The following is a 20,667-nucleotide window of genomic DNA, read 5'->3' as shown; positions in this document are numbered from 1 at the left end:
GTGAGGGGAAGAGCCTTATGCCGATGCAACCGCCGAGCCGCCCAGAGCGTGCCCCACGGGCCGCCGCAGGTGCGCGGGCCACGACAGCGGACGAATCGCTGGGACCGCTCCCAAGAGAACTGGCCGACGCCCTGCGCTCCGAACTCCCCGGTCTCGGGCAGGAGATCGCCGTGGAGATCAAACGCACCATCCCGCACTACGCCGTCTACTTCGACGGCCCCTACGGGCGCGCCGTCAGGCTCGGCGTGGAACTGAGCATCGCCTCCTTCGTGGACAGGGTGTACGCGCCGGGGGCCTCCACCGCGCGCCGGGACGCGCTGTGCCGCCGCATCGCGCGCTTCGAGGCGTACGAGGGCCGGACGCTGGACGACCTCCAGACGGCCTTCCGCGTCGGCGCCCGGGTGGCGCTGCGCCGGGCCCGCGCCCTGGGCCGCAGGCACCGCCTGTCCCCCGCCGTGCTGCTCGCCTTCGCCGACGCGCTGTTCGGCTACGTCGAGGAGCTGATCACGGTCTCCCGGGAGGGCTACGCGGAGGCCAGGGCCGAGATGGGCGGCGGCCAGGAGGGGCTGCGCCGCCGCCTGCTGCGGCTCATCCTGGCCGGGCCCGCCGTGCCGCACGCCCGGCTCAGCCAGCTCGCCGAACTGGCCCGCTGGCCGCTGCCGGACGAGGTGACGCTCGTCGCGCTGAGCCCGCACGCGACCCCGCCGCGGGGCGTCCTCGGCAGCGACGTCCTGGCCGACCTCGCCGACCCGCAGCCGCACGTGCTGGTGCCCGGACCGGTGCACGAGGACCGCAGGGCGGTGCTGGAGGCCGCGCCCACCGACATCCGGGCCGCAGTGGGGCTGACGGTGCCCGTCGCCCAGGCCGCGCAGTCGCTGCGCTGGGCCCGCCAGGCGCTCACCCTGGTGGAGTCCGGCGCCATCCCGAAGAACCCGGTGACCTTCTGCGACGACCACCTGCTCACGCTGTGGCTCACCGCCGACACCGCGCTGACCGACCAGCTCGCCCGGCGCCAGCTCGCCCCGCTCACCGAGCTGTCCGACGCCCGGCGCGAACGGCTGCTGGAGACACTGCGGGCCTGGCTGGCCACCCGGGGCAACGCCGCTCAGATGGCCGAGGTGCTGCACCTGCACCCGCAGACCGTCCGCTACCGGCTGCGGCTGATGGAGCGCGCCTTCGGGCACCGGCTGGGCGACCTGAGCCAGCGCTTCGCCACCGAGAGCGTGCTGCGCGCCCTGGAACTGCGCGGGCAGCCGGCGCTGCCGCAGCAGGGCGGCCCGCGCCCGCACCCCGGGTCCTGACGGAGCCGGGGTGCGGGCACGGGGCCGCGCCCGGGCCGCTCAGCAGCCGCTGGCGGCCGGTCGTCCGGCGAACCGGTCGGCGAGGAACGCCGTGCCCGTCGCGCTGCCCCGGTGGACCGCGGTGATGTGGTCGGTGCCGTACTCCGACCACGTCAGGTCCATGCCCTGGGCGCAGTACGCGTCGCGCAGGGCCGCCGCCTGACGGTAGGCCACCAGCTCGTCCGCCGTGGCGTGGTACTGGTGCACCGGCACCTCGATGGGCGTGCCGCCGAGCTTGTTCTCCTGGACGCGGGCCAGCCACTCCGGCTCCAGGAACGGGCTCTTGCTCAGGTAGGTGCTGGAGCGGTCGCCCGCGTAGTCGAGGAGCAGCTCGACCGTGCAGTCCTCGCGCTCCATGTCCGCGAAGACCGTGCGCCCGGTGTCGTTCAGGTAGGAGTCCAGCTCCAGCTCCGGGTAGGCGTTGTCCAGGCCGATGAGCGAGTAGGCCAGCAGCCCGAAGCCCTGCCTGCCCTCCAGCGGCAGCGCCACCTGGATCAGGTCGGCGGGCACGCCGCCGCCCACCACGCCGACGAGGTCCAGCTCGGGCGCGTACTCCGGCTGGAGCTGACCGGCCCACATCGCGGCGCCGCCGCCCTGGGAGTAGCCGCGGAAGGCGACCTTCGCCCCCTCGGACAGCCCGGCCCCGGGCAGGCGCTGGGCGGCCCGCACCGCGTCGATGAGCGCGGGGCCCATGGCGTGCCCCACCACGTACGTCGTCCGCGTCGCCGGCTGGTAGCCCCCGTAGTCGGTGACCGCCACGGCCCAGCCGCGTTCCAGCATGGCGTTGAGGACGGGCTGCTCGTAGAACATGCTGCCGTCGATCATGCGGGAGGGCGCGCACCGGAAGGCGGGGCCGTGGGTGCCCGGCCCCAGGCCCACGACGGGCATGGCGGCCGGGTCCTGTCCCCTGGGCACCAGCACCGTGCCGGTGACCGCGGCCGGCTCCCCGAGCGCGTCCGTGGACCGGTACATCACCTGCCAGGCGTCGGCGAGACGCTGCGCCGCGGGCGGCCCGGCCTTCGCCGGACGGGCCCGGATCACGTCGCCGGGCTCCCCGGCGGGCAGCGGCGAGGGCGGGACGTAGAAGTCGTCCTCCACCGGTCCGGCCGCCGTCGCCCCGGGCGCCTGCCCGGGTGCGGGGACGGCGGGAGCGGCGGGAGCCGCCAGGGCCTGCCCGGCGGGGGCCAGCAGGGCGAGGGCGGCGGCTGTGGACAGCAGACGGGTCGTGGTGCACCGCATAGGTCAGTCCTTCGGTGGTCGGGCGCGGTCGGGAGGGCCCTGCGGCCGCGCCCGCCATGACGACGGCGCGGGCACGGCGAGGGCCGGGTCGCGGGGTCAGGGGCCCGGGGGCGATCAGGGGCCGGACGGGGTCAGGGGCCGGAGGGGCGGGCGTGCCCGTCCTCGGCCGGGCTCGGCGTCCAGGCGACGGAGTAGCGCCGTCCCGGGGCGCCGGGGGTGCGGCTGGTCACCTCGGCGCAGAGCACGTCCCGGGTCCGGGCGCCGGAGGTGACGGCCGCGTGGTCGCCGTCCGTCGCGGTGACGGCCACCTCGCGGAGCCGGGTGCCCTCGGCGGCGGCCACCGCCTGCCGGGCCGCGCGGAAACGCGCGGCGCGCACGGGCAGGCCCTCCGGCGCCCGCCCGTCGGACAGCAGCTCACGCTCGCCCGGTTCCCAGGCGCCGCGGAACCGGTCGGCCCGCTCGGAGATCTCCTCGACGCCGATGCCGGGGCGCTGCCAGGTCTCAGGGCCGGGGCCCTGGGCGCGCACGAGGGCCACGGCGGCGTCCGCCCGGTGGGCGAGGGCCAGGTGGAGCGCGGGCAGCTCCCGGCCGTGCAGCCCGACGGCGCGGGGCCGCCCGTCCGCGTCCTGCCGGACGCGGATCTCCGCGGGGTAGACGGGGCCCGCGCCGCGCGCCCACAGCCAGTGCCGCACGGCGTCCTTCGCGGCGATGCGGCCCAGCAGCCACTGGCGCCGCCCGTGCGGCGACCGCCGGGCGTACTCCTCCCGCTCGGCGCCGCCGAGCTGGGTGCGGACGATCAGGTCGCGCGAGGCCGGGTCCGGCCAGGCGTCCCGGATGAGCACCCAGCCGCCGGGCTGCGGGCGTGACAGCGCGCTCCGCTCGGGGTAGCCGCCGCCGAGCCGGGTGTCGGGGACAGCCAGGCGCCGCTCCTGCCAGCCGGTGACCTGGGCCCAGACGGCGCCGTTCACCAGGAGGTGGGCGTCGGCGACCACGGAGGTGGCCGTGAGGGTGACGACGGTGATCCGGCACTCGGCGACCGTGCCCGCGCACGGCGGCGGTCCGAACATCCGGATGCCGCGCACCCGTACCGGCACGGACACCGTCCGCCCGCTGCCGGCGGTGAGCAGGAGGCAGCCGATGAGCTGGCTCACCGCCCCCAGCAGCCCGCCCGGGGCCCAGGGCACGGTCACCGCCGCCGCGAGATGGCGCGGCCCGCCGCCCAGCAGCGCCGTGACGCCCGCGTACGCCGGTCCCTGGGTCAGCCAGCGTCCGGCGTACAGCTCGGCCGCCGCGGGCAGCACGTACTCCGGCCGCTGCGCGGGGACGTCCCACGGGTCGGGCGGCGGCGGGTACTGCCCGGCCAGCTCGACCGAGGCGCGGGCGAACGGGCCGAAGGCCACGCCCATCCGGTCGCGCCCCTCGGGGGCGGCGACGACGGTGACCCGGGACTGCGGCACCGCGTCGATCCAGGGATCGGTGAGCAGGTGGCGCACTCCGACGGCGCGGGCCCCCGCGGCGGCCCGCTCGGCGGCGGCCAGCAGGTGCGCGACGACGGTCGCGGCGGGGACGACGGGACGCCGGTCGCCGAGGTCCGGCCAGCCGGAGCGCTGCGGCACCAGGCAGTGGTGCCGCAGGTGCGGCATGGCGGACGTGGACACCTCCAGCACGGTGCGCCGCGTCCGGTGACTGCCGGCCCCGCCGCCGGGTGTGGGGCGGCGGCCGCTTGTGTGGACGCCGCGCGCGGCGGTGCCGGACGAGGGCGCACACAGGGCATTCCGCGAGAACTGCGCTTCGGTCACCGCACGCTCCGGAAACAAGGAAAGGGCTGGACGGCCGGAATTCCCGCAACGTAACGAGCGCGGCAGCGGGAGGTCAAGACCGGAACCGGGGCCGGGGACATTCCCCGGAAAACATCCGTTTTCCTCGTGGGAAAATGAGCACGCCCGCCTGTGCCTTTATCGGGTGCGCGCAGAACCCGGCGCGTTTGGGGGGGCGGAAATCGGCCCGCCGGGCGCCGCCCGCTTCCCCTCCCCCGGCGGCGGGGCGGAACGCGGAAAGGCCGTGGACGCGCGCCGGTCATCCGGAGCGCGCCCACGGCCCATACGTGGGGCGGGTGTCAGGACACCTGGCCCCGCCGGATCAGCCGCGGCAGGTAGCGGTAGGCCGCGAAGCCGCCGGCCATGATGGCAGCGGCGGCGGCCAGCAGGCCCCCGACGCCGCCCGCACCGGTGACCGCGAGCTGCTGCCGGTCATCGCTCACGTCCTTGCCGCCGCCGAGCTGCGCGCCGGGGTCGTTGCCCCCGGCGGCCGCACCGCCGTCACCGGAACCGGAGCCGTCCGAACCACCCGCGGCGGCGGCGCCGTCGCCGGGACCGGCGTCGTCACCGGAACCGCCGTCGCCGCCCGCGCCGCCGTCGCCGGGACCGCCGTCACCGGAGCCCGCGTCGTCCGTGCCGCCGGCGCCGGAACCGGCGTCGTCCCCGCCGCCGTCACCGGAACCGGCGTCGTCGCCCGCACCGCCGTCGTCCCCCGCGCCGCCGTCACCGCCGCCGTCACCGGAACCGCCGTCGTCACCGCCCCCGTCACCGGAGCCCTCACCGGTGATCTCGAAGGTGTGCAGCACGTTGTCCTGGCCCGGGACCAGGGTGCAGGCGGAGTCGAAGGTGCCGAGCCCGGTCTCGCTGCCGTCGGCCGTCCGCGGGCTCAGCGTCAGGTCCAGCTCGTTCACGGTGATCGTCGCGGTGCCGGGCTGCGAGAAGGTCAGCGCCGGGGCCTTGCCCGTGGCGTCGATCGTGAACGCGCCCGAGGCCGGGATGTCCGTCTTCTCCAGCGTGACCGGGACCTTGACGTCCAGCGTGCCCTGCGGGGCGTCCACCGTGGAGGCCGACTCCGCGGAGCCCTCGATGGTCTTCGCACCGACCAGGGTCAGTCCCTGGGTGGCGGTCGGCGGCACGGTCGAGACCGTGTCGATCACGAACTCCGGCGTCGCCTCCCCGACGGCGATCGTCGCGGGCATGTCCGCCGAGATGTCCACCTGCAGCGTCTGCACGCCGATCAGCGGGAAGGGGCAGCTGTACTGGAGCGACAGCTGCGCCGGTACCGCCGCGGCGGGTCCGGCCCCTGCCACGCCGATCGCGCCCGCCGCCGCGACGACCGCGGCGGCCAGGGCCGCCTTGGTCCTGCGTCCTTGCGTTGTGGCTTTCATGAACTCCTCGTCCCGCTCCATCGGATGGGTTTCAGGAGCCGTAAGCTACGCACGGGTAGGACGCCCGGCCAAGCAGTCGGGAGCCCTTGGCGCATTGTTTGTCACGGCGGTGAGCACACGGCCCGCGGGGACTGTCAGCCGCGCACAGCGAACGGCGCCGCCCGGCGCGGGAAGACGTCCGGCGCGCGTTGGTCCGCGGGAGATGAACGGGCCCTCACCCGTGCTCACCCGGGGATAAAAATCCCACCGTGATCGGATTCTCCCGGTGAACCCCTTGCCCGGTCACATACCGATGAGTAGTTTCCGGCCCGTAACACATTGGGATTCGGCCGGTTCCGCCGGAGCCCGGAAAACCCCCACTCCTCTGCGGTGTTCCGGCCGCCTCATCCCCGAGTGACCGCCGGCATTCACGTCCGGCCACCGTCCCCGGTCCACGGGCAGGGAGGTTCCCGTCCTCGCCCTCGGGCGAGCAGCAACTCGTGTCTTTCTTTCTCCGTCAATGCGAGAGGTAGCTCATGCGAGCTAAGAGCAATTCGCGCAAGGTCAGGGCCGCGTGCGTCGCAGCCGCCGTGGCGGCCGGTGGCCTGGTCGCCTTCGCCGGCCCGGGGTCCGCCTCGGCAGTCCCCGTTTCGCTGACCCTCGACTACCAGTGCCCCTTCCCCCTGATCGGGCAGCAGCAGGTCCGGGTCACGATCAACACGGACATGCCCGCGGAGATCCCCGTCGGGGAGTCCACCGGCGCGTTCCAGATCGACACGGTCTCCAGGGTCCCGGAGACGGCGACGCAGGGCCTGAACCTGGTCGGCGCCAAGACCCTCGAAGGCACCGGTGTCGCCAGCTCCGAGGTCGACACGCCGGAGGCCACCCTGCCGGTCAACGTGCCGGTCGACCTGGAGAAGACGGACATCCCGGCGACGGGCGCGTTCGACGTCAACGCCGGCGGCAGCACCCCGCCGCTGACCTTCTCGCAGCCGGGCAGCGCGACCATCACCGTCAACGACCTGCTGCTGACGCTGACGCCGCGCACCGCCGACGGCAGCGAGACCGGGCTCGGCACCTTCGAGTCCCCGTGCGTGCCGGTGGCGGGCCAGAACCAGGTCCTGCACAGCTTCGAGATCACCCCGGCCGGCGGAGGCGACGGCGGGGCGGACGACTCCGGGGCCGACGACTCCGGGGCCGACGACAGCGGCGCCGACGACTCGGGCGCGGACGACTCGGGCGCCGACGACAGCGGGGCTGACGACTCCGGTGCCGACGACTCGGGCGCCGACGACAGCGGGGCTGACGACTCCGGTGCCGACGACAGCGGCACGGACGACGGCGGCGCGGACGACGGGTCCGGTCCCGGCGACCCGATCGAGCTGGCCTACGGCCTGAGCGGCACCACCCACATCAAGGCCGCCAACGGCGACGTCAGCCTGAACGGCGCGATCGACGCCGACTTCGACCTGGCCTCCGGGTCGTACGAGGCCGACCTGTCGCTGGAGGACACCAGCGGCAACTTCACCGCCTTCGGCTTCCTGCCCGCCGCGGCGGACATCAAGTTCTCGCCCGTGGACCGGGTGACCGGCACCCTCTCCAACGCCGGCGCGCTGACGGCGAAGGCCAAGACCGACGTCATCCTGCCCAAGGTGAAGATCTTCGGACTGCCGATCGGCGGCGGTGCGAACTGCAAGACGCAGACCCCGGCCCAGCTCGACCTCACCTCCGAGGGCCGCTTCGACCCGTTCGGCGGCGGTACGCTGACCGGCACCTACACCCTGCCTCCCCTCAAGGGCTGCGGGCTGCTGAACGACATCATCAGCGGCGTCACCGCCGGTCCGGGCAACACCATCAGCCTGAACCTGGCGCTGAAGGACTGATCCACACCCCCGTGTCCGTCCGAGCCGGACACCGGAAGGGCCCCGCCGCACGGCGGGGCCCTTCCTGCGTTCCGTTCCCCGCCACGGCACGACCCGGCGCCGCCCGCTCCCGGGGCACCTGCCGCCGCGCCGACTGGCACGTCACCCGGCCGTGGCGGACGGTGTCCCGGCCGGTGCCTTCCCCTCCGCCGCGCCTGCGTCCTCGTCGGCGTCACCGCCACCCGCGTCAGCCCCGCCACCGCCGCCGCCCGGTGCGGCCCGGCGGCGGCGCAGCGCCACACGGGCGTCCGCCAGGCGGTTCTCACACCAGCGGAAGAAGCCGTGCGGCAGGAAGACGACGTCCACCGCGATCATGGCCAGCGAGAAGAACGGCAGGCCGAGGAGGACGGCGATGCTCAGGTGCTCCCCGATCATGACGACCAGCAGCGCGTTCTTCAGGCGGCGGTGGAAGACCGTGAAGGGGAAGCCCACCTGCACGATGACCGTCAGGTACGTCATCGCCAGGATCAGCAGGGCGTGGCTGGAGACGGCCTCCGTCAGGGCGGGCCAGGGCTTGAAGTGGTCCACCTGGAGCGGGAAGTAGGCACCGGTGCCGTCCTGCCAGCGGCTGCCCTGGATCTTGTACCAGCCGGCCGTCGCGTAGATGAGGCAGACCTCGGCCATGATGACGAGCAGCGCCGCGTTGTGGACGCCGTTGGCCAGCGCGTCGGCGACGGCGCGGGGCTCCCCGGGCGCGTACCGGACAAGCGCCCACCACAGGCCCTGCGCGAGCCACAGGCCCCACAGCAGCAGCGCCCACCCGGGGGTGAGCGGCCCCGAGGTGGCGGCGGCGAGCGCCGCGCCGAGTACGGTCCACAGGACGAGGCCGGTGACGTCGGCGCCCGTGCCCGGCGGGACGCGCCGGGCACGGCGGGAGTCCAGCGACCACACCCGGCCGCAGCGCGTGAGGACGAGGTAGACGGCCATGAGGTGGATGACGTTGTCCCCGCCGTTGCCGAGGTAGACGCTGCGGTTCTGGAGGGACAGCACGCCGATCATGAACAGTACGGACGCGGTCCGGGTGCGCCAGCCCAGCAGCAGGGCCGCGCCGGTGAGGATGCCGAAGTGGTAGCACGCCTCGAACCACCAGGTGCTGTCCGACCAGAGCAGCACGGTGAAGGCGCCGCTGGCGTGCGTCAGCCGCTCGGCCAGCTCGAAGCTCCACGGCCCGTCGGGGCCGTACAGCTCGGCGCGGTTCGGCCACTCGCGCAGCAGGAAGAACAGCCAGGTGCCCGCGATGCCGATGCGGACGGCGGCGCTCTGGTGCCGCCCGAACGCGGTGCGGGTCACCCGGCGTGCGAAGGGGACGGGCGCGGGGGCCGGCGGGGTGGTGGCGGATGTCGTCACGGTCGGCTGCCCTCCGGGAGGTCGGCGCCCGCCACCGGCCACCAGGGCAGTTCGTCGTAGCGGGTCGTGGTGGCGCTCCGGTCCGCCTCCCACGGCGGCGCCGGGACGGGGGTGGCGGCCGAGCGCAGCTGGAACTGCTCGATGTCGGCGTGGTGGGTGAGGTCGGCGAGCCGTTCCAGCGCGATGCGCTCCAGGTAGGCGCGCATCAGGTATCCGCGCGGGCCGACGGGACGGTGGCGCTCGTCGTGGGAGTCGCTGAACACCCCCCAGCCCTTGCGCAGGTGGTGCCGGGTGTGGCTGGGCAGCGGATGGCCCCGGGTGGCGGCGATGTCCTGGGCGGACAGGTCGTACCAGCCCGTCGTGGTGAGGGTGCCGTCGTCCTCCCGCACGCGCGCCCGTGCGTGGACGCGGACGGTCTGGTGCAGCGGTTCGGGAGCGAACAGCTTCCAGTTCTGGTCGAGTTCGGGGTGGATCCACGCGTCGATCACGTCGTCGTGCTCCCGGCTGACGACGTTGGGCGGGGCGACGTGGAAGAAGACCATGCCCAGGTGCACCGCGGCCACGGCCCCGGTGAGCCAGGCACCGGCGGCCACGACGACCCGGGCGGGAAGGGAGAGTCCGCCCGGGCCGGCCGGGCCCGCGGACTCGTCGGCCCGGTCCATGGGGCTCCTCTCAGCCGGCGGACGGCGCCGGTGACGCGTCCTGGTCCAGTTCCCGGCATGCGGGCGCCTCCTCGAAGGCGGCGTTCAGCCCGGGGTCCTTCCTCAAGTCCTCGGCCGGTCCCTCGTAGGCGGCGGCCCGGCCCATGCTCCTGCCCGCCTCGGCGAAGGCGTCCTGGAGCGACTCGGGGTCCTCGACCTCGGTCTGGCTCAGGGTCGTGTGGGCGCTCTCGACGGACTTCCGGGTCTCCGCGAGCGCCTTCATGGCCGCGTCGTAGGTGTCCTCGGCCGAGGACACCGGCGGCGGTCCCTCCTTCCGGAGGTTCTCCGCGAGGGTGCCGAGCTGCCCGGAGAGCGCGTCCAGGAAGGACGCGGCGCTGTCGCGGGCGGCGGGCGCGTCGCCCGGGTCGACCTCGGGCATGGTGAGCTGCCGGCCGCCGTCGTGGAGGTGCCCGCAGACGTCGCCCGCCCACGTGACGAGTTCGCCGGCGGGTCCGGCTCCGCCGCCTCCGCCGCCCTCGGAGGAGGAGCAGCCGGCGGCGCTGAGGACGGCTGCGGCGGCCAGCGCGACGGCGCTGGTGATGCGTCGGTTCATGTGCGTTTCTCCGGTCTCGTCGGGGTGGGCGGTCTCTTTCCGGGACGCCCGGCGGCGGTGGCGGTCAGCGGGCGAAGGTGTCGATCTGCGCGATCTTCCAGGTGCCGCCGGTGTGCAGCGCCTCGACGGCGAACATGGCCGCGGCGTAGGTGCTCTCGCCGTCCTGGCCGGTGCGCGTGCTCTGCTGGTCGGCGAAGACGAGCACCCGGGCCCGGTCGTCCTCGATCAGCTCCACGCCGCTGTGCGTGACGGTGGTGGTCAGCAGCAGCTTCTGCTCCGGGCCCTGCTCCCTGACCTGGGCGAGCAGGGTCCGGTGCTGTTCCACGGCCCGGCCGGTCAGCACCTGGCGGGCGGCGGTGTCGGTGGCGCCGGGCTGGGTGTGGTCGTAGGAGAAGACGTCCGCGACGGCCTGGCTCACCTTGCCCTTGACCTCGCTGGTGCGGGCCGTGTCGGTGAGGGCGGTGTTGCGGGCGGCCGCGGTGGCGCGCAGGGCGGACGCCTCGGTGTGCGCGTACACCGCGAAGCCGCCGAGCAGCACGGTGAGGACGGCCAGCACGAGGGGCAGCCGCCACCGGGCACGGGGCGGGGTGGCGGCGTCTGCCGGGCCGTCGCCTCCGGCGCGGCGGACGGGCCGGACGCGGATGCGCGCGGGCGCCGGTTCGGTGCGCGGGCGCGGGCGCCGCGGCCCGTCCGCGGTGGCCTGGTCGGCGAGCGTGGCGCGGGCGGCGGTCTGCCCGGGGGCACCCGCGGCCGCGCGGCGGCGCCGGTTCACCAGGTGGCGGGTGGTGGACATGTGCGGTCCTTCCTCGCGTCGTCCGACGCCTCGGTCACTGGCCGGCGCTCTCGCCCAGCGACGCCTGGCTGAGGCCGCTGAGTTTCCAGCCCTGCGGGGTGCGGGTCAGCTCGCCGAGCATGCGGCTCTCCTTGACGGCGGGCTCCTGTTCGGGCGCGGTCACGGTGATGCGCAGCGCCACCATGACGGCGGCCCGTCCGGCGCGGTCGTCCAGCTCGGTCACGGCGGTGGAGAGCACCCGGGCCGTGGTGACCGTGCGCGCCTCGCGCACCCGTTCGGTGAACTGCCCCCGTCCGTCGGTGAGCTGCTCGTGCAGCTCACCGGTGGTGGAGTCCTCCCAGGTGTCGTAGCCCGCGGTCAGCTCGCGGTGGTCGAGGGTGTTGAGGTTCTGCACGGCCTGGGCACCGGCGGCGGCGACGTCGTCGCGGCCCCGCGCGAAGGCGAGGGCGTCGTCGTGCGCGGCGGCGTACCAGTTCCAGCCTGTCAGGCCCGCGCCGCCGAGCGCGAGGACGGCGGTGGCCGCCGCCGCGGCCAGCGGGGGGTTTCGGGTGAACCGGGCCATGGGGTCCTCCTCGGCGCCTAGCGCGGGGTCATGTCGGTGATGCGCCACCGGTCGCCGCGCAGTTCGGCGACGACGGTGAGCTGGGCGCCGGTGGCCGAGGGTTCCTGGCCCGGGCGGCTGGCGGTCTGGTCGAGGAAGGCCAGCAGCGTGGCGCGGTCGTCGGTCAGTTCGCTGACACCGACGCGCACCACCCGGGTGACCAGGCTCAGTTCCTGTTCCGCGACGCGTTCCTCGACCTGGGCGAACAGTGCCCGGTACTCCCTGGCGGCGGTGCCCGCGAGCGTCTCGTCGGCCGCCTGCCCGGTCCGGTCGAGGGTGCCGGGGCCGTAGGAGAAGACCCGGGTGAGCGCGTCGCTCACCTCGCCGGTGACCCGGTCGGTGGCGGCGGTCCGGGTCAGCGCCCCGTTGCCGGCCGCGGGTGAGCCCGTCAGGGCGCGGGCGTGCAGCCACAGCGCGCTGCCCGCCCCGAGGAGGGCGAGGAGCACGATGACGGCGACCGGACGGCGCAGGCGGCGCGGGCGGCCGGAGCGGCCGTGCCCTGCGGGGGGCGGGGCGCCCGGCGTCCCGTCGTCCCGCCGCTCGCCATCGTCCCCGCTGCCGCCGTCGTGCGGGGTGCCGCCGGCGGAGTCCGTGCCGGTGCCGGTGCCGGACGCGGGGGTCCGCGCGGTGCTGGGCATGGGGGTTCCTCCCTTCCGCGTTCAGCCGGCCGCGACGGGCACGGCGGTGAGTGTGGTGAGCTTCCAGCCGTCGGCGGTGCGGGTCAGCGTGGCCTCGCAGCGCTTGCGGTCGGTGGTGGGCTCCTGGCCCCGCGGGGTCAGTTCGACCCGTACCGAGGCGATGACCTCGGCGGTCCCGGTGCGGGTGTCCAGCGCGGTGACGGCGGCGTCCGTGACGGTGCCGCGCGCGGTGGTGCCCTCCTGTTCCAGGACCGCCCCGCTCTCGCCCCCGGTGCGCTTCAGCTCCTCGTGCAGCGGCCCGGTGGTGGCGGCCAGCCAGCCCGCGAGGCCCGCCTCGACGTCGCGGCCGTCCAGGGTGTGCAGCCGGGCGATGTGCCGGCGCCCGTCGGCGAGGGCCGCGTCGCGGGCGCGGGCGTGGGCGAGGTCGTCGTCGGCGCGGGCCCGCCAGTCGGTCCAGCCCGCGACGGCGCAGAAGGCGAGGGCGAGGAGGAGGGCGAGCGGCATGAGGAGCCGCCGGGCCCTCATCGGCCGTCTCCCAGACCGAGCAGGCCGCCGAGGTCGCGGGGGGACTCGCCGGTGCGCGGCCCGCCGCCGCCCGGCCCGCCGCCGCTGCCGCTGTCGTCGCGGGAGGCCAGGGCGCCGGGGATCGCGGGTTCCGGCAGCGGGCCGCCGCTGGGGGCGTTGGCCGAGCCGCGCACGTTCTGGCCGCTGCCGGGCGGCGCGGTGCAGCGGGCGGCGGTGTTCAGCGGGGGCGCCTTCGAGGTGTCCAGGCCGTTGCGGTACACGGTGCCGCCGTATCCGTCGGTGCAGGGCAGCGGGGCGAAGAAGGTGACGGTCATGCCCAGGCGCAGCCCGTCGCCGTCCACGGCGGTGGCCGCGGCCGCGACGGCCCTCGGCGCCTGCACCAGCAGCTCCTCGACTCCGCGCTGCCGGGTGAGCAGCACCTCGGAGGTGGTGGTCAGGTTGGCGAGGACGACGCTGAGGTGCGGGTCCACGTCCCGCAGGAGCGCGCTGACCTGGGTGACGGCGCCGGGTGTCCGGTCGATCAGCCGTCTCAGGTCGGGGTCGGACTCCTTGAGCTGCGCCGCCAGTTCGCGGGTGCCGCGCGCGAAGGCCCGCAGCGACTCCCCCTCCTCGCTCTGGGTGCGCAGGACGGACTCGGCGTCGGTGATCAGCGCGGTGGTGGCGGGCAGGGCCTCGTGCGCGGAGTCCAGGAAGGCGCTGGAGGTGTCGAGGAGGATCTGGAGGTCCTCGCCGCGCCCGGCGAACGTCTGGCCCAGTTCGTCGACGACCGTGCGCAGCGCGTCCAGGTTCACCGAGGCCGCCAGGTCGTCCAGGCTGCTGATCGCGTCGGTGACCGGCGGCGGCGTGCTGGTGGCGGCCCGGGGGATGACGGAGCCGTCGGTGAGGTAGGGGCCGGTGGCGCTGGTGGGCCGGAGGTCGAGGTACTGCTCGCCGACCGCGGAGAGGGAGGCGACCTCGGCGGTGAGGTCGGCGGGCACCCGCGGGGCGTCGTCCTCGATGTGCAGTTCGGCCTCGACCCCGGTGCCGGTCAGCTCGATCCCGGCGACCCGGCCCACGGACACGCCCCGGTAGGTGACCTTGGCGCCGGTGAACAGTCCGCCGGTCTCCGCCAGTTCGGCGCGCACCCGGTAGTGGTCGCGCAGTCCGACGTAGCGGCCGAGGTCGGCGTAGGTGGTGGCCATGTACGCCATGACGACGGCGCCGAGCACCAGGAACCCCACGATCCGGAGCTTGATTGCGGTGGTCAGCATCGCTGCTCACTCCCCCTCGGTGGTGGTGGCGGGGCCGCTGACGGCGGGCAGCGGCAGCAGGGCCGCGGTCGCCTCGGCCGGGTCGGCCCCGTCATCGCCGCCGCCCCCGCCGGGTGGGGCGGCCGGGTCCAGCGCCGGGATGATCCGGGTGTCCGGCTGGGCGGTGACGTCGAGGTAGACGTTCAGGTAGTCCCCCTTGACGCCCCGCAGCACCTCGTCGGTGAAGGGGAAGGTGGCCAGCGCCTGGAGCGAGTCGGGCAGGTCCTGCCCGGCGTCGGCGAGGTTGCGCAGCGTGGGGGCCAGTGCCCTGAGGTCCGCGACGATGTCGTCCTTGCCGGCGTCCAGCGTCTCGACGGCGACGCCCGAGAGCGTGTCGAGTCCGCGGAGCATGGTGACGAGGGAGCCGCGCTGGTCCCGCAGCGTGTCCAGACCGGGGCTGAGTCCGGTGACGGCCGTGCCGATCCCGTCCTTGCGCGTGGCGAGCCGCGCGGAGAGCCGGTCGACGCTGTCGAGCGCCTGGGTGATGTCGCTCTTGTGCTCGTCCAGGTTGCCGGTGAGCGTCGCCAGGCGGCGCAGCGTCGAGCGGATCTGCGGCTCGTTGCCGTCCAGCGCGGCGTTCAGCTCCTGGCTGATGGTGCGGATCTGCTGCACGCCGCCGCCGTTGAGCACGAGGGACAGCGCGCCGAAGACCTCCTCGACCTCCGGGTTGCGGTTGGTGCGTGCGAGCGGGATGGCCGACCCGTCGCGCAGCACGCCGCGGGCCCGGCCCTCGGCGGGGGCGGCCAGCTGCACGTACTTCTCGCCCAGCAGACTGGACTGCTCCAGGCGGGCGTAGGAGTTCGCGGGGAGCTCGACGTCGCCGTTGACCTCCATGGTGACGGTGGCCGTCCAGCCGTCGTCGGCGAGCGCGATGCCGGTGACGCGGCCCACGGGCACGTCGTTCACCTTGACCGAGGAGTGCGGGAACAAGCTGAGCACGTCGGCGAACTCGGCGGTGACCGTGTACGGGTCGCCGCCGAGGTCGGCGCCGCCGGGCAGCGGCAGGTCCGCCAGCCCCTCGTAGCGCGGCACGGAGCATCCGGCCGCGCCGAGCCCGATGACGGCGGCGAGCGCGACGGCGGCGGACAGCGTGGTCCTCGCGGCGGTGGACCGTTTCACGGCTTCGCCTCCGCCTCGCGGTAGAGCTCGCCGACGGCCGGGAGCGGCAGCGGCGGCGCGGAGCCCGTGTCGGCCTGCGGGACGGGCTCCAGCAGCGGGCGGGTCCCTGGGCCCATGCTCAGTTCGTTGAGGTTGACCCGCCCGTCGATGGTGCCGGTCTGCGGGTTGTAGGCGCGGACGGCGTTCCCGGCGGCCAGCGGCGCGGTGTCCAGGGCGTCCGCCAGGTTGCGGCGCTGCTCGACGAGGGTCCGGGTGAGGCTGGTGAGGCGTTCGACGTTCTCCCCGATCTGCACCCGGTGGCCGGAGATGAAGCCCCGCACGTCGCCGAGCGCGGTGCTCAGTTCCCGCAGCGCGCTGCCGAGGTCCTCCTTGTCCTCGGCGAGGAAACCGGCCACGTCGCCGAGCTGGCGGGTGGCCTCGCGGACCTGTCCGTCGTTCTTCTTCAGCATGGCGGTGAACTTCTGGAGGTTCTTGATGGTGGAGACGACGTCCTCGCTGCTGCCGTCCAGGACGCGGGAGGCCGCGCCGAGCCGGGCGATCGTGTCCCCCATCGACTTGCCGTTGCCCTTCAGGTTCTCGGCGCCGGCCTCCAGCAGGCCGGTGAGCGCGCCGTCCTCGTTGACGCCGTCGGGCCCGAGCGCGTCACTGAGCGTCGTCAGGGTGGAGAGCAGTTCGTCGATCTCCATCGGGGTGAGGGTGCGCTCGACGGGGATGACGTCGCCCTCGGCCAGCAGCGGTCCCTCGGTGTAGGGCGGGGTGAGCTGGATGAACCGCCCGGAGACGACGCTGGGGGCGACGACGACGGCGCGGGCGGCGGCCGGCACCTCGACTCCCTCGTCCACGGCCAGCGTGACGCGCACCCGGGTGCCCTCGGGGGTGATGTCCTCCACCCGGCCCGCGGTGACGCCGAGGATGCGCAGGTCGGCTCCCTCGTACACGCCGACGGTCCGGGCGAAGTAGGCGGTGACGCGCATGCTGTCGTCGGTCAGCCAGGTGACGGCCACCGCCGTGGCCGTCACGAGGACGGCGGTGGCCGTGGCCAGCGCGGCCAGGCGCCGGCCGCCCGGTGGGCGCGGGCGGCGGCGGAGCCGGTGGCGGGTGGGCTCGCGTTTCATCGGCCACCTCCTTCGGGCTTGGGCGGCACGCAGCCGGCCTCGGGCCGGGTGCCGGCCGGCAGGTAGCGGTCGGGGATGACGCCGCAGGCGTAGCTGTCCAGCCAGCGGCCGTTGCCCGCGGTGTTGCCGAGCAGCCGGTAGTAGGGGGCGGCGGCTTCGAGGGTGTCGCCGAGGTGCTCCTGGTTCTCCTCCAGCACCGTGGTGACGCGCTCCAGGGAGCGCAGCGTCGGGCCGAGCTGCCGCTCGTTGTCGGCGACCATCCCGCTCAGCTGCTCGCCCAGGTCGCGGGTGCCGGTGAGGAGCGCGCGGATGGCGTTGCGCCGTTTGCGGATCTCCCCCAGGAGCAGGTTGCCGTCCTCCAGCAGCGACTCGAAGCGGGCGCTCTGGTCGTCGAGCGTCTGCGTGATGGCGCTGGAGCCGGTGAACAGTTCGGCCAGTTCGGTGTCCCGGTCCGCGATGGTGCGGGAGAGGTCGGAGAGCCCGGTGACCGCGTCCCGGACGTCGGGGGGCGTGTCCTTGAAGGTGTCGGCGAGGGTGTCGAAGCTGTCGGCGATCTTCCCGGTGTCCAGTTCGCCGACGGTGTCGCCGAGGTCGGTGAACGCCTGCATGACGTCGTAGGGGGACGTGGTGCGGGCGAGCGGGATGCGCGCGCCCGGGTCCTGTTCCCGGGAGCCGAGCGGGTCCAGGACGAGGTACTTGGCGCCCAGCAGGGTCTTGATGCCGATGCCGACGGTACTGGCGTCGCCGACCCAGGTGCCGGAGACGGTGAAGGTGACCTTCACCCGGGCGCGGTCCAGGGTGACGCCGTCCACCTCGCCGACGCGCACCCCGGCGACGCGTACCTCGTCCCCGGCGTTCAGCCCGGCGGAGTCGGTGAACTCGGCGGTGTAGGTGGTGCCGCCGGCGAAGGCGTCGGCGTTGTAGGCGACCAGACCGGCCAGGGTGCACAGCAGCAGGCCGGTCACCCCGGCGAGGGCGGGACGGCGGCGGCGCGGGGGCCGCGCGGGACGGCGGCCCGCGGGGCGGCGCAGACGGGGCAGGAGTCTCATGCCGTGCACCTCGCTTCCGTGACCGGCAGGCCGGTGGGCGCCTCGCCGCCGCCGTCGGCGGTGACGCCGCGCAGTTCGACCCCGCACAGGTAGAGGTTGAGCCAGGAGCCGTAGGAGGTCAGGCGGGTCAGGGCGCGCATCTTCTCGGGGGTCTTCTCCAGGAAGTTCTCGACCAGGGGTGTGTTGTCGGCGAGGGTGTCGCTGAGCCGGCCCAGTTCCCGGATGTCGGTCCTGAGCGGGGCGCGGCCCTCCTGGAGCAGGTCCGCGGTGCTGACGGCCAGCTCCGACATGCCCTCGACGGCCTCGCCGATGGGCTCGCGGTCGTCGGCGAACCCGCTCACCAGTCCCTCCAGGGTGGTGACGAGCTCGGTGAAGTCCTCCTCCCGGTCGTTGACGGTCTTCAGCACGGTGTTGAGGTTCTCGACGATCCGCCCGATCACCTGGTCCTTGGTGGCGAGCGTGGTGGTCAGCGAGCCGACCGTGCGCACGAGCTGGGTGACGGTGCCGCCCTCGCCCTGGAGGACCTGCACCAGGGAGGCGGCCAGCGCGTTGGTGTCCTGGGGCGAGAGCCCCTGGAACAGTGGCTGGAAGCCGTTGAACAGCTGGGTGAGGTCGAGCGCCGGTGTGGTGCGGTCCAGCGGGATCAGGGCGCCCGCCGGGAGCGTCGCGCCGACCGGCCCCGTGCCCTGCCGCAGGTCGATGTAGCGCTGGCCGACCATGTTGAGGTACTTGATGGACGCCGTGGCGGAGGCCGGCACGGCGCGGTCCTCGGCCACGGAGAAGCTGACTTCGGCGAAGCGCCGGTCGACGACCCGGATGCCGGTGACCCTGCCGACCTCCACCCCGGCGATCCGGACGCTGTCACCCTCGATGAGCCCGGTGGTGTCGGTGAAGCGGGCCCGGTAGGTGTCGGCGGAGCCGGTGTCGCGTCCGGAGATGCTGAGGGCCAGCAGCGCGGTGGCCAGGACGGTGACGCACACGAACAGGGCCGACTTGACCAGGGGCCGGGTGAGGCTGGTGCGTGCGCTCATTTCAGGTGCACCTCCGTGCCCCGCAGGACGGGTCCGGCCAGCAGGGTGGACCACTCGGGGAGCGCCGCGGGTGACTGTGCGGCCGGCGCGGCCAGGAGTTCGGTGACAAGGGCGTTCTCCTGCGGTGAGTTGGCCAGGCCCAGGCCGTCGGGCACGCCGTTCAGGGCCTGGGGCGCCGCGCCGCCCTGCGGCGCCGCGGTCCCCGTCCCCTCCCGGGCGGAGGTGAGCGGCACGGAGTAGCACCGCGGTCCGTCGCCGCCCTCGTAGCGGGGGGTGTCGGCGCCGGGCTGGTAGGCGCCCCGGGAGGGGACGACCTCGACGTCCACGCGCAGGCCCGGGCGGTCGGTCCCCTTGCCCAGCGCCTTGTCCATGGCCGGGACGAAGTCGGCGAGGGTGCGCAGGGTGCAGGGGAAGGACGGCGCGTAGCGGCCCAGGGTCTCCAGGGTCGGCCGGCTGGCCGCCGCGAGCCGGATCAGGTTCTCCTGGTTCTGCCGCAGGAAGGTGGTGAGGTCCTGCGAGCCGGTGGTGACCGAGGCGTACACCGAGTTGAGGCGGGAGCGCCGCTCGGCGAGGGTGGCGGTCGTGGTGGTGAGGTCGGCGAGCGCGTCGACGATGTCGGGCGCCGCGTCCGCGTAGAGGTTGCCGGCCTTCACCAGTTCTCTGAGGTCCCGGTTGAGGGCCGGCAGGTGCGGGTTCAGCTCGCTCAGGTACGCGTCGAGCCGCACGAGCGTCTCGCCGAGCTGTTCGCCGCGCCCGTCGAGCGCCGTCGCGACGGCGGTCAGGGTGGCGGACAGTTTCTCCGGTTTGACGGCGGTGAACAGCGGCAGCAGGTTGTCCAGCGCCTGTTCGAGTTCGATGGCGTTCTCGCTGCGGTCCTGCGGGATGACGGCGCCCGCGCGCAACGGCTCCCCGGCCGGGTCGGCGGGCGGGACGAGGGCGACGTAGCGCAGCCCGAAGAGCGTCGTGGGCAGGAGCTGCGCCCGGACGTTGGCGGGGACGCGCTCCAGGCTGCCGGGTTCCATGGCGAGGGTGAGCCGGGCGCCGTCGCCGTCGGTGGTGATCTGCTCGACCTGGCCGACGACCACGCCGCGCAGTTTCACCTCGGCGCGCGGGTGCATCTCCTTGCCGACGGTCGTGGTCTCCACGACGACGGTGTCGGAGGGGGTGAACGCCTGCTGGTGGACGGCCACCGACAGGGCGGCCAGCAGCACGGGCACCAGCAGGAAGACGACGCCAGCGAGCCTGCGGCGCACCGCGCGGGCGCGGTCCCGCCGGCGGGCGGCGGCGAGGCCGTCGGCCGCCGGGCGGGCGGGCAGGGGCCTGGTGGTCTGCGTCGCGGTCATCCGGCCACCTTCACCGTCGTCGTGGCGCCCCAGAACGCCAGGCTGAGGAAGAAGTCGCTGACGCTGATCAGCACGATCGCGGTGCGGACCGAGCGGCCCACCGCGACGCCCACCCCGGCCGGCCCTCCGGCGGCGCGGAAGCCGTAGTAGCAGTGCGCACAGATCACCAGCACCGAGAAGATCAGCACCTTCAGGAAGGACAGCAGCACGTCGTCCGGGGAGAGGAACAGCTCGAAGTAGTGGTCGTAGGTGCCCGTCGACTGGTCGTTGAAGGCGATGGTCACCAGCCGCGAGGCGGCGTAGGAGCCGAGCAGCCCGATCGCGTACAGCGGGACGATGGCGAGGGCCCCGGCCAGGATGCGGGTGCTGACGAGGTAGGGCATGCTGCGGATGCCCATGGCCTCCAGCGCGTCGACCTCCTCGTTGATGCGCATCGCGCCGAGCTGCGCGGTGAAGCCGGCGCCCACGGTCGTGGACAGGGCGAGGGCCGCGACCAGGGGGGCGATCTCGCGGGTGTTGAAGTACGCCGAGACGAAGCCGGTGAAGGCGTCGGTGCCGATCTGGCTGAGGGCCGCGTAGCCCTGGAGGCCGACGACGGTGCCGGTGAAGACGGTGATGCCGATCATCACGCCGACCGTGCCGCCGACGACGCCGAGCCCGCCGCTGCCGAAGGAGACCTCCGACAGCAGCCGCAGCAGCTCCTTGCGGTAGCTGCGCACCGCCTTGGGGACGCCGAGGAGCGCGCGCACGTAGAACAGCAGTTCGTCGCCCGGACGGTCGAGCCAGGCCAGCCGGCTGCGGGTGCGGCGGACCGGCCTGCGCGAGAGCTTCCGGGCCGGTGCGCCACCTCCCGCGGCGCGCCGCTGCGTCGAGGCCAT

19 protein-coding genes are annotated in these 20,667 nt (G+C 74.6%); 2 read left to right on the top strand and 17 right to left on the bottom strand.

The annotated features are described in order from the left end of the window. Positions 1 to 23: 23 nt before the first annotated feature. Entirely contained in the window at positions 24 to 1,301 is a 1,278-nt protein-coding gene (locus tag V1J52_RS02505) for a PucR family transcriptional regulator (RefSeq protein ID WP_330137849.1), read from the top strand. A gap of 39 nt (positions 1,302 to 1,340) precedes the next feature. Here V1J52_RS02505 and V1J52_RS02500 read toward each other — a convergent pair whose 3' ends face one another. The 3 genes from V1J52_RS02500 to V1J52_RS02490 form a co-directional block, all read right to left on the bottom strand. Further along, positions 1,341 to 2,579: a lipase family protein gene (locus tag V1J52_RS02500; protein ID WP_330137848.1), complete on the bottom strand. Its 1,239-nt coding sequence runs from the start codon at positions 2,577 to 2,579 to the stop codon at positions 1,341 to 1,343. Between the two features lie 131 nt (positions 2,580 to 2,710). Continuing rightward, the gene (locus V1J52_RS02495; RefSeq protein ID WP_330137847.1) at positions 2,711 to 4,237 is read right to left on the bottom strand and encodes a hypothetical protein; all 1,527 of its coding nucleotides are present in this window, start codon (positions 4,235 to 4,237) and stop codon (positions 2,711 to 2,713) included. A gap of 458 nt (positions 4,238 to 4,695) precedes the next feature. Further along, entirely contained in the window at positions 4,696 to 5,784 is a 1,089-nt protein-coding gene (locus V1J52_RS02490) for a DUF6801 domain-containing protein (protein WP_330137846.1), read from the bottom strand. 515 nt (positions 5,785 to 6,299) lie between these two features. Here V1J52_RS02490 and V1J52_RS02485 point away from each other — a divergent pair. Further along, positions 6,300 to 7,646, top strand: coding sequence for a DUF6801 domain-containing protein (locus V1J52_RS02485; RefSeq protein WP_330137845.1), 1,347 nt, complete (start codon positions 6,300 to 6,302; stop codon positions 7,644 to 7,646). A 141-nt stretch (positions 7,647 to 7,787) separates the two neighbouring features. Here V1J52_RS02485 and V1J52_RS02480 read toward each other — a convergent pair whose 3' ends face one another. The 14 genes from V1J52_RS02480 to V1J52_RS02415 form a co-directional block, all read right to left on the bottom strand. Then, positions 7,788 to 9,032 (bottom strand): HTTM domain-containing protein, encoded by a 1,245-nt coding sequence (locus V1J52_RS02480; protein ID WP_330137844.1) that lies wholly within the window; start codon positions 9,030 to 9,032, stop codon positions 7,788 to 7,790. Next, complete coding sequence (locus V1J52_RS02475; RefSeq protein ID WP_330137843.1) at positions 9,029 to 9,694, bottom strand: DUF5819 family protein; 666 nt, start codon at positions 9,692 to 9,694, stop codon at positions 9,029 to 9,031. Before V1J52_RS02475 ends, V1J52_RS02480 begins: the two co-directional genes overlap by 4 nt. A 10-nt stretch (positions 9,695 to 9,704) precedes the next feature. Further along, complete coding sequence (locus V1J52_RS02470; RefSeq protein ID WP_330137842.1) at positions 9,705 to 10,286, bottom strand: hypothetical protein; 582 nt, start codon at positions 10,284 to 10,286, stop codon at positions 9,705 to 9,707. Positions 10,287 to 10,350: 64 nt separating this feature from the next. Then, positions 10,351 to 11,079, bottom strand: a complete 729-nt coding sequence (locus V1J52_RS02465; protein ID WP_330137841.1) for a hypothetical protein — start codon at positions 11,077 to 11,079, stop codon at positions 10,351 to 10,353. A gap of 34 nt (positions 11,080 to 11,113) precedes the next feature. Then, positions 11,114 to 11,641, bottom strand: coding sequence for an Rv1363c family protein (locus tag V1J52_RS02460; protein ID WP_330137840.1), 528 nt, complete (start codon positions 11,639 to 11,641; stop codon positions 11,114 to 11,116). Between the two features lie 17 nt (positions 11,642 to 11,658). After that, entirely contained in the window at positions 11,659 to 12,318 is a 660-nt protein-coding gene (locus tag V1J52_RS02455) for a hypothetical protein (protein ID WP_330137839.1), read from the bottom strand. A gap of 21 nt (positions 12,319 to 12,339) precedes the next feature. Further along, entirely contained in the window at positions 12,340 to 12,843 is a 504-nt protein-coding gene (locus V1J52_RS02450) for an Rv1363c family protein (RefSeq protein WP_330137838.1), read from the bottom strand. Then, positions 12,840 to 14,093 (bottom strand): MCE family protein, encoded by a 1,254-nt coding sequence (locus tag V1J52_RS02445; protein WP_330137837.1) that lies wholly within the window; start codon positions 14,091 to 14,093, stop codon positions 12,840 to 12,842. Before V1J52_RS02445 ends, V1J52_RS02450 begins: the two co-directional genes overlap by 4 nt. Before the next feature lie 6 nt (positions 14,094 to 14,099). Continuing rightward, positions 14,100 to 15,251, bottom strand: a complete 1,152-nt coding sequence (locus tag V1J52_RS02440) for an MCE family protein (protein ID WP_443075690.1) — start codon at positions 15,249 to 15,251, stop codon at positions 14,100 to 14,102. Then, on the bottom strand, positions 15,248 to 16,366 hold the full coding sequence (locus V1J52_RS02435; RefSeq protein WP_330137836.1) for an MCE family protein: 1,119 nt from the start codon (positions 16,364 to 16,366) through the stop codon (positions 15,248 to 15,250). The genes V1J52_RS02440 and V1J52_RS02435 overlap by 4 nt, the downstream gene beginning before the upstream one ends. Then, positions 16,363 to 17,415 carry an MCE family protein gene (locus tag V1J52_RS02430; protein WP_330137835.1) on the bottom strand — a complete coding sequence of 351 codons (1,053 nt, stop codon included), beginning with the start codon at positions 17,413 to 17,415 and terminating at the stop codon, positions 16,363 to 16,365. Before V1J52_RS02430 ends, V1J52_RS02435 begins: the two co-directional genes overlap by 4 nt. Then, complete coding sequence (locus tag V1J52_RS02425) at positions 17,412 to 18,446, bottom strand: MCE family protein (protein ID WP_330137834.1); 1,035 nt, start codon at positions 18,444 to 18,446, stop codon at positions 17,412 to 17,414. The genes V1J52_RS02430 and V1J52_RS02425 overlap by 4 nt, the downstream gene beginning before the upstream one ends. Then, the gene (locus tag V1J52_RS02420; RefSeq protein ID WP_330137833.1) at positions 18,443 to 19,789 is read right to left on the bottom strand and encodes an MCE family protein; all 1,347 of its coding nucleotides are present in this window, start codon (positions 19,787 to 19,789) and stop codon (positions 18,443 to 18,445) included. The genes V1J52_RS02425 and V1J52_RS02420 overlap by 4 nt, the downstream gene beginning before the upstream one ends. Next, complete coding sequence (locus tag V1J52_RS02415) at positions 19,786 to 20,667, bottom strand: MlaE family ABC transporter permease (protein WP_330137832.1); 882 nt, start codon at positions 20,665 to 20,667, stop codon at positions 19,786 to 19,788. Before V1J52_RS02415 ends, V1J52_RS02420 begins: the two co-directional genes overlap by 4 nt.

It is taken from the genome of Streptomyces solitudinis (assembly GCF_036323765.1).
In the GTDB taxonomy this organism is placed as follows: Bacteria; Actinomycetota; Actinomycetes; order Streptomycetales; family Streptomycetaceae; genus Streptomyces.
Note: the sequence above shows the minus strand (reverse complement) of the source record. Positions and strands in the feature narration are given on the sequence as shown.

Excerpts from the sequence above, each read along its gene's own strand:
- V1J52_RS02500 (WP_330137848.1), bottom strand. The coding sequence starts at position 2,579 with ATGCGGTGCACCACGACCCGTCTGCTGTCCACAGCCGCCGCCCTCGCC.
- V1J52_RS02435 (WP_330137836.1), bottom strand. The coding sequence starts at position 16,366 with ATGAAACGCGAGCCCACCCGCCACCGGCTCCGCCGCCGCCCGCGCCCA.
- V1J52_RS02450 (WP_330137838.1), bottom strand. The coding sequence starts at position 12,843 with ATGAGGGCCCGGCGGCTCCTCATGCCGCTCGCCCTCCTCCTCGCCCTC.
- V1J52_RS02425 (WP_330137834.1), bottom strand. The coding sequence starts at position 18,446 with ATGAGCGCACGCACCAGCCTCACCCGGCCCCTGGTCAAGTCGGCCCTG.
- V1J52_RS02505 (WP_330137849.1), top strand. The coding sequence starts at position 24 with ATGCAACCGCCGAGCCGCCCAGAGCGTGCCCCACGGGCCGCCGCAGGT.
- V1J52_RS02490 (WP_330137846.1), bottom strand. The coding sequence starts at position 5,784 with ATGAAAGCCACAACGCAAGGACGCAGGACCAAGGCGGCCCTGGCCGCC.
- V1J52_RS02465 (WP_330137841.1), bottom strand. The coding sequence starts at position 11,079 with ATGTCCACCACCCGCCACCTGGTGAACCGGCGCCGCCGCGCGGCCGCG.
- V1J52_RS02455 (WP_330137839.1), bottom strand. The coding sequence starts at position 12,318 with ATGCCCAGCACCGCGCGGACCCCCGCGTCCGGCACCGGCACCGGCACG.
- V1J52_RS02445 (WP_330137837.1), bottom strand. The coding sequence starts at position 14,093 with ATGCTGACCACCGCAATCAAGCTCCGGATCGTGGGGTTCCTGGTGCTC.
- V1J52_RS02415 (WP_330137832.1), bottom strand. The coding sequence starts at position 20,667 with ATGGCCTCGACGCAGCGGCGCGCCGCGGGAGGTGGCGCACCGGCCCGG.
- V1J52_RS02460 (WP_330137840.1), bottom strand. The coding sequence starts at position 11,641 with ATGGCCCGGTTCACCCGAAACCCCCCGCTGGCCGCGGCGGCGGCCACC.
- V1J52_RS02485 (WP_330137845.1), top strand. The coding sequence starts at position 6,300 with ATGCGAGCTAAGAGCAATTCGCGCAAGGTCAGGGCCGCGTGCGTCGCA.
- V1J52_RS02470 (WP_330137842.1), bottom strand. The coding sequence starts at position 10,286 with ATGAACCGACGCATCACCAGCGCCGTCGCGCTGGCCGCCGCAGCCGTC.
- V1J52_RS02420 (WP_330137833.1), bottom strand. The coding sequence starts at position 19,789 with ATGACCGCGACGCAGACCACCAGGCCCCTGCCCGCCCGCCCGGCGGCC.
- V1J52_RS02475 (WP_330137843.1), bottom strand. The coding sequence starts at position 9,694 with ATGGACCGGGCCGACGAGTCCGCGGGCCCGGCCGGCCCGGGCGGACTC.
- V1J52_RS02430 (WP_330137835.1), bottom strand. The coding sequence starts at position 17,415 with ATGAGACTCCTGCCCCGTCTGCGCCGCCCCGCGGGCCGCCGTCCCGCG.